Below are 13,654 nucleotides of genomic sequence, written 5' to 3' on the forward strand. Positions count from 1 at the left end.
TGTAGTATATAAATTCCAAGTTTACGATCGCGCTCTTGGACGGTGTGCATCATGGCCAAATTTCAGGATATTGTCAATTACTTTCGCTCTTACTGGAAGCTGAGTGTTTTCAGTATTACAGCATCTAGCGTTTACGAAATTATTGATTTGATTGTTCCTTATGCGATCGGGCAGATTTTAAACGTTTTGTCTGCTCAACCTTTGGACAAACCACTTCAAAGTGCGATCACAAGTTTTTCGGATATCACCAATTACCCAGTTAATAAAACTCTATCTTTGGGTGTATTACTGGGTTTAATTTTCGTTGTCACCGTAGTGAGAGCGCCAACACAACCCTGGTTAACCAATTGGTTTCATTGGGATATAGCCTTCAGGTCGCGTCGAGAAAAAAACGAAACAGCGATCGCTAAAGTTCTGACTCTGCCACTAGAATTTTATGATGAAAATAACCCTGGACGCATTGCCGGAAGAGTAGCTAGAGGTATTTCTAATCATACTTTTAGTTACCCTGAAGTTGCCGGACAGTTGATTCCTAAACTGGCTCGTGTGCTGGGTATTTTTGTGTTTATCTTATTCATTGAGTGGCGGATTGCAATTTTATATCTAATTTCTTTTGTAATTATTCTCAGCTTTAGCTTGAGGAGTTTACAACAGCTAATTAGGTACGAAAGTCGTCTGGATAAGTATGGAGAGGACACCGAAAGCCGCACTTCCGAATTAATTACCAATATCAAAACGGTAAAAGCATTTGCTACAGAAGCTAGGGAACTGAAACGGCAAAATCAACGTTTAGATCGCGAACTAACGGTGCTTGATTACCGCATCCACAAAGGTTATACGATATTGGGTACTTGGCAAAGAACCGTAATTCAGTTTTGTGTATTTACAATTCTGGGTTTGACTTTAGCAGCAACAGTAAATGGGAGAATTTCTCTCGGTCACTTTGTCATGACCTTAACTCTTTCTAGCATGGCTTATGCCGAATTAGAACCTATTAGTAGCTTGGCAGAAGTTTTTGCCCGTCGTTATTCTCCTATGCTGCGGTTTCACGAATTTTTGCAAGAACCAACTGCATCTGATTCAGCTAGTCTTTTAGAAGAAAGCAACCAGACAGAATCACCTTATAAATTTACTGGAAAAGTTGAGTTATCGCACCTCAGTTTTGGATATGATGCCAACCGTCAAGTTTTGCAAGATATCAACTTGTTGATTGAGCCATACCAAACGGTGGCATTAGTGGGGCGCTCCGGTTCTGGTAAGTCTACTTTAGTAAAATTGCTGTTGCGATATTTTGAACCTCAATCAGGTCAAATTCTGATTGATGGTCAAGATATCCGCACTCTGGATGTGGGTAAGTATAGACGGAGGCTAGCGATCGTTCATCAAGAAGTAGACGTTTTCAACGGTACTATATTGGATAACCTGACTTATGGCAGAACAAATGCCAGTTTGGAGCAGGTTAAGGAAGCCTGTAGAATTGCCAGAGTCGATGAAGTAGTGCAGCACTTACCCCAAGGTTATTACACCGTCGTGGGAGAACGAGGTGTCAGGTTATCTGGAGGACAAAGACAACGCTTGGGAATTGCTAGGGCGTTGTTAGTGGAACCAGACGTGCTGGTTTTTGACGAAGCTACCTCTAGTTTAGATTATGAGTCTGAGCGTTCAATTCAGCTAGCGATGCGATCGATTCAGGGCACTTGCACCACCATCGTTATTGCCCACCGCTTAAGCACAGTACGGGAAGCCGATAAAATTGTCGTTCTAGAGCAAGGAAAGATTGTAGAAGTGGGTAGCCACGATGAACTCTTGCGTCACGAGGGTATTTACCGCCGCTTGCACTCCCTGCAAGAAACAGGAGAACTCCTGAGTTAGGAGACATACGCATTTTGGGTTTTGGATTGACCCCACAAATAAATCCGCTTGATTAAATCGACTTTATTCACAATAAGGTCGATTTTTTATAGACATCTCCAGAAATTAAATACAGCAGTTTTCTTTTACATAAAGTACAAAGTTATGAGTTTTAAGGCAGGAGGTAGAAACTCTTTATATTTGATGCGTAAGCCCTGCATTTGTACCTCAGTTACTTACAAGCTGCTGTATGTGTTATCCAGAATCCTTTTGCGACTATTCGGCGGCACAACTAATATTATCAAGTGGGGAATTTACTCCCATTCCCCAAGAAAAGCGTTAGCCATTGAAATTAGTTTTACGCGCTTGGATGAAGCGTGATAAGTAAAGTAAATAATCCATTTCCTACTGCTGGAATACTAATCATTAATCGCAGTCTTCCAATCAGAAAAAACTAAGATTTGCTCTTATCTGCTTCTTTCTGTGCCGCCTCAGTGTATTTTTTATAAAGTTGAGTACGAATCTTGGCTTCTTGATAACGGCTGTGGGTTTGTGGTACCGTACTCATTAAATCTGAAGCCCGTTGCCACTTAGCAGCGATCTCTAACCACTGAGTTGAGGTTGTAGCTGTTTTACCAGATGCAGAAGCTTGGTTGGCAATTCGCACAGATATTTGAAATGGATCGTCAGATGGCTCAGAAAAGTTATTGTTAGGAGAGCGAGATGGTGTTTGGGCTTTCCTATCGTTAGTATTTTCTGTAGTTAAAGATTTGGAACTTTCTGGTTGTATTAGGTTTTTCAGTTTATTACCTAGTTGGGCATAAACAATCCAACTAAGCAACAACAGCGAGCATAAACCAGCTGCTGCTAATATCTTTGTTTTAGGTTTATTTTTGTATTTTTCTTTGTTAATAAGTACTAAAGGACGAGAGACTTGAGTTTTAGGATAATTTGGTTTTCCTAGTTCAGCTTGAGCTTCTGTAAAATCTTTAATTAATTGCTTTACAATATTTGGCTGAATTAATGTAATTTCCTGTGACCAAAGCAATTGATTTTCGCGATCGCTATCTATTTCTTTTAACCATAGCAATTGTTGTTCTCGAACAATCCGACTGTTGATTTTGACGCGGCGAATGTGACGCGGGGCGATAGACTCAAGAATTTGCTGGATTTGTTCTACCAGGGGAGATTGCTCAAGTTGCTCTACTTTAGCTGCCTCGCAGAGAATTTGTAAGACACCATCAGAAAAAATGGCTCTAGTTCTGACACACGACTGGGCTAGCTTTTCGTTCAATAGCTGAATAATCGCTGCAACGCTGCCTTGGTGAGCTTGCCAAGCTATATCGTTTATCCGGTCTACCACCTGAAATTTAGTGATAGCTCTTCCACCCTGACTGATTAACGTATTCATTAATTTAGGGACTCTTTTCTACTGACCTTGATCTTGTCTTCGATTTTATGAGTAAAAAGATGAGTTGCCAAATAATATCATAAATATGGAAATCTGGAGCCTTCCTTTTCGGTTTGCTCGCTGACGCTCAGTTAATTTGTACGCTTCTACGCCTTGAAAACGTGGAATTATTCAGCTAAAACTGCGGTTTCAAGGTAACGCCCATGCTGACGGACGAGTTACCTGTTTGACATAATACACGATCGCGTCTTTTTGCGTAGGCGTAGCCCGCCATAGGCATCGCCTTTAGTCAGAGTGAGGTAGGTCAATACACTCTGTTACCGATGCGATCGCAAGGTTCATAAACTAAACAAAATATTCCTATCGGGATATTTTTGTGAGGAATTATAGTTTTTTTTACCTTTTTGCCACAATGGCAATACTAAATAGCACAGCGATCGTTACATTAGAAGATATATAAGTAAAAATCAACAATGATTTTTTTCGTTCGCAGTTCACACAAAATCATGAGTGCAAGTACCATTATTTCCGATAATCCCTTACTCCAAGGCACTGGTTTACCTCCCTTTGCAGAGATTAAACCAGAACGAGTAGTACCAGCCTTTAATCAGTTGCTAGCAGAACTTGATCGGCAACTTGCCACCTTAGAGGCTAGTGTACAGCCTACTTGGAGTGGTTTAGTAGAACCCTTAGACAATCTGACAGAGCGGCTTACCTGGAGTTGGGGGGCGGTAAATCATTTAATGGGTGTTAAAAATAGCCCGGAACTGCGCGAAGCTCATGAAATCGTACAGCCACTAGTTGTACAATTTATCAACAAACTCGGTCAAAGCCAACCCATCTACAATGCATTTAAGGCACTCCGTAGCAGTGATAGTTGGGCAACTTTAGAATTAGCCCAACAGCGCATTGTAGAAGCCGCCATTCGAGATGCAGAACTTTCTGGTGTTGGCTTAAAAGGAGAAGCAAGAGAGCGTTTTAACGCCATTCAGATGGAGTTGGCAGAACTTTCTACTAAATTCTCTAACCATGTACTTGATGCCACAAAAGCCTTTAGCTTAACCCTAACAACAAAAGCGGAAATTGACGGTTTACCACCAAGTTTGGTGAGTTTAGCCGCCCAAGCTGCACGTGCGGCAAAAGAAGAGAACGCTACACCAGAAAATGGCCCTTGGCGCATTACTTTAGACTTCCCCAGCTACGGCCCTTTCATGCAGCACAGCACCCGTCGAGATTTGCGTGAAAAGCTCTACAAAGCTCATATAACTCGCGCTTCTAGTGGCGATTTAGATAATAATCCGTTAATTGTGCGTATGTTGGAGTTACGGCAAGAACTCGCAGATATACTTGGGTTTAAGAGTTTTGCCGAGTTGAGCCTTGCAAGTAAAATGGCTCCTAATGTTGAGGCAGTCGAAGCACTATTAGAAGAACTACGCCAGGCCAGTTATGATGCTGCTGTCAAAGACTTAAAAGAACTCCAAGGTTTTGCTGCATCACATGGAGAAGAATATCAGGATTTAAAACATTGGGATATCAGCTTTTGGGCAGAACGCCAACGAGAAGCAAAATTTGCCTTTACCGCTGAAGAATTACGTCCCTATTTTCCCCTTCCCCAAGTGCTAGATGGCTTGTTTGGACTTGTTAAGCGGCTGTTTGGTGTTACAGTAACCCCTGCCGATGGTAAAGCCCCAGTATGGCATGAGGATGTCCGTTATTTCCAAATAGCCGATGAAACTGGTTCTCCCATCGCTTACTTCTACTTAGACCCCTATAGCCGTCCTGCAGAAAAACGCGGTGGTGCTTGGATGGATGTATGCATTAATCGTGCCAAAACTGAAAATGGTGTAACTGCCATCCGCTTGCCTGTGGCTTATTTGATATGTAATCAAACTCCCCCAGTAGATGGCAAGCCGAGTTTGATGACTTTCTATGAAGTAGAGACTTTGTTCCACGAATTTGGTCATGGATTGCATCATATGCTCACCAAAGTTGACTATGCGGGAGCCGCAGGCATCAATAATGTGGAATGGGATGCAGTGGAACTACCCAGCCAGTTTATGGAAAACTGGTGTTATGAGCGACCCACTTTTTTTGGCATGGCTAAACATTACGAAACTGGAGAAGCCCTACCAGAGCATTATTATCAAAAGCTGCTAGCGGCACGTAATTATAGGAGTGGTACTGCTATGTTACGGCAAATTCACCTTAGCAGTATTGATTTAGAATTACACTACCGCTATCGTTCTGGTAGCAATGAAACTCCAGCAGATGTGGGTCATCGCATAGCCAAAACTACTACTATTTTACCACCACTTCCAGAAGATTCATTTTTGTGTTCTTTCGGACACATTTTTGAGGGTGGTTATGCAGCAGGTTACTACAGTTACAAATGGGCTGAAGTACTTAGTGCTGATGCTTTTGCCGCTTTTGAAGAAGCTGGGTTAGAAAATGAAGAAGCTATAAAAGCTACAGGTCGGCGTTATCGGGATACGGTGCTAGCACTCGGTGGTGGCAAGCATCCAATGGAGGTGTTTAAAACTTTCCGGGGTCGTGAACCAAGTACGATCGCTTTGCTCAGGCACAATGGTTTAGTAAGTGCTGCTGCAAACTAAACAACACATCTGTAGAGATGTTGTATTGCAACCTCTCTACATTAAATATTGGCTTAACTAAACATTATTTTTTTAGTTTAAGGTGTTCCTAGAAGAATCGGTTCTCCAGCAACATCATCTAAGCGGATGCTGCCTAACAAATTTCGCCACTCTGCTTTCAGGGCTGCGTCTTGAGGATTTTTTTGACGCAGTTCAGCCAACGTCGTCAGTGCCTCGTACCATATCCCATTTTGGGCATAGATAGAATAGCGCTTTAGAGGTTCTGCCATTTCTATTTCTTTGACTGTTGGTTGACTCAGATTAACTCGTTTTATTACCCCTTCAACAAAAGTTGGAGGAGCATTCTTTTCCTTGTCACAGTTAATGGTGAAAAACCAACGGTATTGTGTGTTTACTGCTAAAGCGGGTGCAGTGCTAGGCAAAGAAACGCTGATGACTCCTGGCTTATCCGATAAAGCGATCGCTTTTTTGTATACCTCGTTAGCGTCCCCATCTTGCAGCACAAATTCAACTGTATATGGCGAATCTTTGGTATATGGCACATAGAAAAACCAACTTGGATGTTCTACTGTTGTTTGTCCCCAGACATTAATTACAGAGTTAGCTTCCTGAGTAAAGGGCACTAAAGCAGTCAAGTCAATTTTAGGTGTAGGGCATCCAGATTCCCCGCGCTTCGCTCCACCACGAACGCGACCTCCAGGAGGGGAGCCAGCTGGAATTGGAGGTTGATTAAAGGTTTTGGCTTGAGCAAGGATCGTTTTAGCATCAGAGCGATTAGGGGTTGGTTTCGCCAGTACTGGACTGAGACTAGCTAATAAACTTGTACAGCTAAAAGCTACTACTAAAAACAGTTTTATCGGTTGTGAATTTGAATTCATAGAAACCTGACCTCATAGGATTTTAGATTTTAGATTTTAGATTTTAGATTGGGCACAAGAGGCAGAGGGGCAGAGGAGAGAGATTCTTTATCGTAAATTCAAGGGTTTAGGACCCCTACATCTATATGTAGCATTAGTTTCAGTCAGGGTTTAAATCCCCGTCTGAAATGTCTTTAATTTTGAATTTTGAATTTTGAATTGTTAATGCTCCCCTGCCCCTATTCCCCATTTCCCACCCGCACTTTTGTTTTTGAATTATTATGAATTGACATCAAGCCCACCATACCTACCAACGATAAAGCCGACGGTACAAAAGGCACCCAAGCACCCGAAATTAACAGACCAAAACAAAGTAAATACAAAACGCTAGAAGTAACAGCGATTGCCAATGCCAACCAGGGTAAGGAAAGCCTACGCCAAGCCAGGACTCCCCCAATAAAAGACCAGCCCCAAATCCAAGCGACCTCAGCCCACCATGACCAAGCCCCCAGCAAAGGCCGCCCATCCTGGACTGCACCAAGGATCTGGCTGACCATGTGAGCTTGTACCAGTACTCCTGGCATTTGCTCATCTAAAGGAATGCCATAAGGTGTAGGCCAGGTGTCTGGAGAATCCCCCTTTGCAGTCACACCAATCAGAACAATTCGGTCTTTGATGGCGTTGGGGTTAATTGGACTAGATAAAAATTGCGTTAGCTTTACCTGTTCGGCTATTTCTTTGGAAGCACGATAGTTGAGTAAGATTTGACCGCCATTAGCATCAATATTTTGATAGGCACCAGTACGAGACTTCAGATTCGGAAAAATAGTCTTACCCAACTGCAAATTTCCTTCAGGGGTGAACTTTGTTTGAATTCCTAAAGGGTGCAGATAAAGGGATGCTAGTTGTAAACTGAAGGAATATGGAGCAGAACACAATGATGTCGTCTCCTGATTCATGAACAGAAGATGCCGGCGAATAACTCCATCGCGATCGTGAATAAAGTCACTGAATCCCAGATTTGCTGGAGGGATTTCTGGTGGCGCCTTAATGCCTTTGATATTTCCTGAGCGATCGCTCCCCTTGCATATGCCAACTAAGTTCTGAGTTTGCTGGAGACGAGTAATTAAATCTGGCTCTTTGGCCTGAAAATCACGGTAGACATCCAATCCGATCGCACGGGGTTGGTATTGATTTAGTTTTGTTAAGAGTTTATTGAGAGATTTTTCGGAAATAGAAGCTCCGATCAAGTACTCGCCATTTTGTCTTTGAGTCGCTAGATCCTCATCGTCAATTGTGATGATCAACAGTCGGGGATCGAGACCTTCGGCAGGGCGCGATCGCATCATCAGGTCAAAAGCTTGAATCTCTGGATTTTCTAGCAATCCCACCAATCTCACGCCAAAAACCAAGACTGTAACTGCCAAGCTGAATAACACAGTTCTCTTCAATTTGCGTCTGTTAGACAAAGGTAAACTTGCTTGCTCTTCACCTTCAGATTTTGTAGACCTTAATTCATCCCAAGTCGGTGGTATCTGCGCCGGATTTTGGCAAATTACTGGTAGCCAAGTCGCACAAGGAAATCTATCCTCAAGTCCTTGCAAGCGTTCCCGCGCTTGGCGTACCGCTTGATATAAAGACTCGCCACCGGCAAAGCCTTGGAGAAAATATTTTAAAAACTCCTTAGCAACTTGGTCTGGGACGGGTTCGCGCATGACAATTATTTGAGGAATTTGCAAATCAGCTAATTCTCGCGCCAAACCCAATCCATCACAGGAGTTGAATATAGCTAATTGCAAACCATTTTCAATAGCTTTTTTGAGAGCGTACTTCAACTCGCCAATGGTAAGACTATCAGTTCTATTCAGGTAAATTCGTCCGCTTTCTCCATTTTTGTTACTGGAAGTGTGACCGGCAAAGAAGAGAATATCCCAGTTTTTTCCCCAGAGATGCTCAGTCAATTCCTTACGTTGTGGTTCTACCAAAAAGCTCACCTCTGCGTTACTACACTGTTGCAGTAAAGCTCGATCGGCTTGGGTGTCAATCCCCTTACTATTGCCCACGATTGCCAAAATATTGACTAATTGATTGAGAGTGCGTGGCTTGTGAATGTGATCGTAGGATGGTGAAGAAAGGGCAATTTCAGCTTTGGGATAGCGTTCTAATAAGTCCCACAAATGCCAGGGTAATAGCTGCAATTGGGTATTTTCTGTTTGCAAAATCACCCGTACTTCGTCGCTGGACGATAATCTTTCTAACCATTTTTCCCTCAACGGGCGAAACTCCTCTGCTCGCAGCCAGGTATTAAAGCGTGCCCGCAAAATATGAGAAGCGTTTTCGCAGTCTTGCACCATCGATACATTCGTCACCTGCATTTTGTCAGCATGGAGGCGATAACGATTGCCTATTTGCCGATAACTAGACTGCCAATGACTATAATAGAGCGGCATTTCCGGGAATGATGGGAGCCTCCCGGTGATTTCGGTTGTAGCACGCTCGTGTTCTTCACCAATTTGGAGGGTGACAGCAAACCCCTGCTCAAAACTACCCTCTCCGAATTTGATCGCCACTAACTTACTCATAACCGTCGCTATCTCCCTGTGCCATATCGTCCCCTGTTCTAATGTCCGATCGCAAGCTTCATTAAGCGTCTACAGATTTTTTTCAAAATCCCTAAAAGCTGGCTTGGATTTTTAATTTTTAATTTTTAATTAATGAATTATCTCTTAATAAAGTACCGACAAAAAGGGAAGATAGCTATATCTTTCAAATTCGGAAATATTCGGTAATGCTGGTATTATCCAAGGCTACTCTAACGCTAAATTCTTCTGTGGGTTCACCACGAAACTGCAACTGAATGTAGTTGTCTGATTTTCTAGATTGAGCATCTAGAAATACTGCTCCTGAACTATCTAGAACAGTGAGATGAACTCCTGGTGGTAAGTATATTTGATTTCCAGTGGCGTGCAATTGGAGATGAATACTAGTTTGTTGATCTTTTTCGGGGCTGATTTCCACAATTAACATCACAGGTTGGTTGTGGATTTGGATACCTAAATCAATTACTTTTGCCCGTTTAGTAATTGATTCTGGTTGTTTGAGGGCATCTAATTCCAAAGTTTCAATACTGCGAAAGGCATAAGTTGGTCTGAATTCCGGCACGTTCCACAGCGATTCAATAGTCTCCCAGCCCGTCTCAAATATACCAGCAAACCACTGACTCAAATTCACTAATGAATTAACTGGGGATTGACGCAGTTCCCAGATGTGGTCAATAAAAGCTTCCAATGGTTGCAGTTGCGCTAAAGGAACTGTTTCAGTGGCCACACTAGGGATAAAACCAAGCAGCCTTGTTTCTTCGAGCGATTCATCAAATTGAACTACTAAATAACCCACCCGTTCTTGCCAAGTTTCTGGAGGAATAGAACATATCTGCTGATGCAGATGCACGGGACGACACTCCAGCCGGCCAATTGAGGGCACTTCTAAATCAGCGACATCCCCACAAAGGCGCATGATCGGGTTCCAACTGTCACTAGCTTGAAGATCGGTAGGAATATCCATCATCTGCAAGTAATCATTCACCACCCATACAGCTAAAGTATTCAGCCGGACTTGCTCTGCTTTTTCAGGATTTGGCTGCTGGTTAGCAAATTCCTGGGCAGTTATGCGAGCTGTTTGGGAAATTGGCAATGTTAAAGCGAAATCATCTAGCTGATAGGTGGAGTTATTCATAAGTCAATTTCTAGGGATCAATGCTGCTATATATCTATCACCCGCATTCAATAAATTTATGCCACAAAATTGAATACTGGAAAAAAAACTGAATACTGGAAAAAGACAATTGGGGACTAGGGATTAGGTAAAAATATCCCATAAAATTAAAAAATTGTATATTGAAATGATCTGGGAGATAGAGGTTTTGAGTATTTATACTTTTATGAAGATATCTTCAAGCTGCTAAAAGCGGTTTATCAACTAGCACATAGGTTGCCAATTTTTGAGCGGACAATTTGAGCGATGAATTACGAAAATTTGCTCCTCAAATCACAACCAATTGCCAATCAATACATAGGCAGACCAAAAGCTTGGCGCTCTGTAGTTGGGATGTTTCAGGAGTTGTAGCTGGGCACGATGGACTGCTTCGGCTTTGGTGATTTTGCCACTCTTGAGTTCTCTATAGAAGGCACTAACAAACATTGCTGTTGATTCATCATCAATTTGCCACAGGGAAGCTATTGTACTACGTGCCCCAGCTCGGACAGCTGCTCCTGCTAGACCGAGTGCTGCACGGCTGTCTCCTGTTGCTGTTTGGCAAGCACTCAAAACTAATAACTCTACTACGGTTTTACCCTGACTGCGGAAGAGGGTATCAAAATCTTTGACATTGATCTGACCATCGAAATCTAAAATAAAAGTGTCTTCAAGGCGGGAACTAAACTGACCGTGGGTTGCCAAATGCACTATGTTAAATGAAGTAGCATCAATTTCACTTTCCAAATTCTTTTTCTTAAAATCTCCATCCAATAGGCTGGTTGTCGAAACTCCTGCTTTCGCAATACCGTCAAATTCAGATTTGATCGCCAGTAATGGTGCAAACTTGGGAAATCCTGGCGGCGGCTGAGTTAATCCTGCGGTTAGCGCTCTCAGCTGCTGTTTGATTAGCGGTTTCGGGTCGAGGAGTTGTAGACCGACGCTCAGGGCGATCGCATATTTCTCTACTAAATATTGTTTACCATCGTAGAGAGCTGCCATTGGTAAATTGCGTAATGGCCCATCTAGGACGAACACTAACGTATCGACCCCACTTTGCTGCAATTGCGACTCAATGGGTTTAAGCAGCCAGCTGTAAACTTTTTGCGATTGGGTTTGGACGATCTTAGTAGCAGTTGGATTGACAAGATTTCTTCGCAGTTCTATTAACAGTTTCTCTACTTCTGCTTGGGAAATCTTGGTACTGTAGCTTTGCAGAGGTTGTTTGGGAATTTTGACAATTACCTGGAGTTCGTCACGAAGAATAATTGGATAAAGGATGCCAGCCTTAGAATTATCTTTGTCTACTACTCGATCTAGAGCCACTTTCTGACCTTGCAGACAAGCTTCCTGAAAGAAGTCGTCTAATTCTGCTAGTTGCAGTGCTTCAATCCGCTCGCGTGCTTTCTCCAATATTTTTTCATTTGGTTTTCCTTTTTGAGATTGCAGTAGTAACTCTACTGACTGGCGGTAGACGGGTTCTACGCTGTCCCGGAAGTCAAATTGCACATCTTGGTTCACTAAATCTTTATTGACTATTAAATCTTTGCGGAGAGACTCAAGAGTATCTACAGCAGCATCATAAGCGGCGATCGCACCATTAATATCTTTTTGTGCCCAAAGCAATCTACCTAATTGCCACTCCAAGCTATAGGTAATTTCTGGTGCATTGCTACTCTGTGCCAACGCTAATCCTTGTTTGGTCAAGTCTTGCGCTTCTGACCACTGTTTGGTTTCTTCGTACAAGCCGCCTAAACTCTTCAGAGCATAAGCCTCTGCCCGCTTGTCTCCTAAACTGCGGGATTGCTGGATGGCACTAGCGAGTAATTTTGCTGAGTCTTTTGTACTTAATCCTGAGTAAAAACCCTGACTTGATGCTTGCAATACACCACTCTTGACTTTTGCCAAACTTTGTGAAAAGTTGACATGAGCGTAAATACTCGCACGGCTGAGGGGAAGTTGGTCGAGGTGGGACTCAATGGACGGCAAAAGAGTTTGCACTTTTGCCCATTCTTTATCTTTAATCAGTAGTCCCAGGTGATTGAGTTGCGCTTGAACTTTTGTGAGGGGTGAAGGAGATACTGCGACTGTTTGTTGATAATAGGCGATCGCCTGTTCCTTTTGGTTTTGTTTACGGGCATTATTCCCCAAGCTGAACAGACTAGCCCCAATATCAGCGTTTGAGTGGAGATTTTGAGCAATCCTCAGACTTTCTTCTAGGGCTTGGCGTGACTTTTTCAAATCGCCCAATACCAAAAGGGCATCACCGAGCGATCGCAAACTCACTGTCTTTTCTAGAGAATCTGGTTGAGATTTTAACGTCTGACTTATTCGATCGAGTGTTTTGATCGCTCGCGGGTAAAATCCTTGGGTGCGCCAGGCCTGTGCTTGATTGATTAGCGATCGCACCACGCCACTTTTATCATCTGCTTGTTTGTAAATTTCTTCTGTCTGCTGCCAAGTTGCCAAAGCCGCCTCGGACTTTCCCATTGCCAATTGCAGACGACCTTGTATATCGAGTGATTGGGCAAATATTTGCAGATTTTGGTTTTTATCCTGTCCTTGGAGTAAATTTAAGCTTTCTGTAATTGCTTGCTGCGCCTGACTCCATGCACCGAGTTGTTGATAAGCTAGGGAAAGATTACCCAATGTGGCTGCTAGTGCAAGGCTCTCCCCTTGCTGCTTATATATTTGGACAGCTTGTTGTAATACTTCTACAGCTTTGGCAAATTTGCCATTACTGTATAAAACTTTGCCCTGCTGTAAGAGTGAGGCAGCATCAGTGGGCACAGTCAGCGATGTTGGACTATTTATTGGCAGTTGGGATGAAGAATTGATTGAGCCAGGAACTTTTGCTAGCACTGGTGAACCGACAATGCATAGCAAAGCGACTAGGAAGTACAAAGGTAAACGTAAAAAGTGAGCTAGGGAGGTAAGCCAGCGAACCCTGCTTTTAAACTTTAGAGAATTCGCGCCAAAAATCCTAGTTGTTTTAGCCATAAGTATGACGAGAGATAGGTGATAACCAGAAACACATAGGATGAACTATTAGGCTAACAGGGTAATGTTACCATTCCCATTCCTCAGCAATCTTTGAGCTTCCACAATTTTCTTTATGGCGATCGCTAACCTTAACCAACAACCCATCGAAACAGTGCCGAGTAAAAAGT

Annotated in this window: 7 protein-coding genes; 2 read left to right on the forward strand and 5 right to left on the reverse strand. The window is 42.8% G+C overall.

The features are described 5' to 3' along the window. Nucleotides 1-51 precede the first annotated feature (51 nt). Nucleotides 52-1,872 carry an ABC transporter ATP-binding protein gene (locus HWQ42_RS24125; protein ID WP_292816739.1) on the forward strand — a complete coding sequence of 607 codons (1,821 nt, stop codon included), beginning with the start codon at nt 52-54 and terminating at the stop codon, nt 1,870-1,872. Between the two features lie 433 nt (nt 1,873-2,305). Here HWQ42_RS24125 and HWQ42_RS24130 read toward each other — a convergent pair whose 3' ends face one another. Then, nucleotides 2,306-3,262 (reverse strand): hypothetical protein, encoded by a 957-nt coding sequence (locus HWQ42_RS24130; protein WP_292735760.1) that lies wholly within the window; start codon nt 3,260-3,262, stop codon nt 2,306-2,308. A 506-nt stretch (nt 3,263-3,768) separates the two neighbouring features. On the opposite strand from HWQ42_RS24130, the gene HWQ42_RS24135 reads away from it, so the two are divergent. Beyond that, a complete protein-coding gene (locus HWQ42_RS24135; protein WP_292816740.1) occupies nt 3,769-5,874 on the forward strand; it encodes a M3 family metallopeptidase in 2,106 nt (701 codons plus the stop codon). A gap of 77 nt (nt 5,875-5,951) precedes the next feature. On the opposite strand, the gene HWQ42_RS24140 is transcribed toward HWQ42_RS24135, so the two are convergent. The 4 genes from HWQ42_RS24140 to HWQ42_RS24155 all read right to left on the reverse strand — a co-directional run bounded on the left by HWQ42_RS24140 (nt 5,952) and on the right by HWQ42_RS24155 (nt 13,484). Beyond that, the gene (locus tag HWQ42_RS24140) at nt 5,952-6,752 is read right to left on the reverse strand and encodes a DUF928 domain-containing protein (RefSeq protein ID WP_292816742.1); all 801 of its coding nucleotides are present in this window, start codon (nt 6,750-6,752) and stop codon (nt 5,952-5,954) included. Nucleotides 6,753-6,970: 218 nt separating this feature from the next. Next, nucleotides 6,971-9,313, reverse strand: coding sequence for a CHASE2 domain-containing protein (locus tag HWQ42_RS24145; protein WP_292816744.1), 2,343 nt, complete (start codon nt 9,311-9,313; stop codon nt 6,971-6,973). Between the two features lie 184 nt (nt 9,314-9,497). Next, the gene (locus tag HWQ42_RS24150) at nt 9,498-10,466 is read right to left on the reverse strand and encodes a DUF1822 family protein (RefSeq protein WP_292816746.1); all 969 of its coding nucleotides are present in this window, start codon (nt 10,464-10,466) and stop codon (nt 9,498-9,500) included. Nucleotides 10,467-10,778: 312 nt separating this feature from the next. Further along, the gene (locus HWQ42_RS24155) at nt 10,779-13,484 is read right to left on the reverse strand and encodes a CHAT domain-containing protein (RefSeq protein WP_292816748.1); all 2,706 of its coding nucleotides are present in this window, start codon (nt 13,482-13,484) and stop codon (nt 10,779-10,781) included. Between the last annotated feature and the right edge of the window lie 170 nt (nt 13,485-13,654).

Origin of the sequence: Nostoc sp. JL23, assembly GCF_017115065.1 — a bacterium.
GTDB lineage: Bacteria > Cyanobacteriota > Cyanobacteriia > Cyanobacteriales > Nostocaceae > Nostoc > Nostoc punctiforme_A.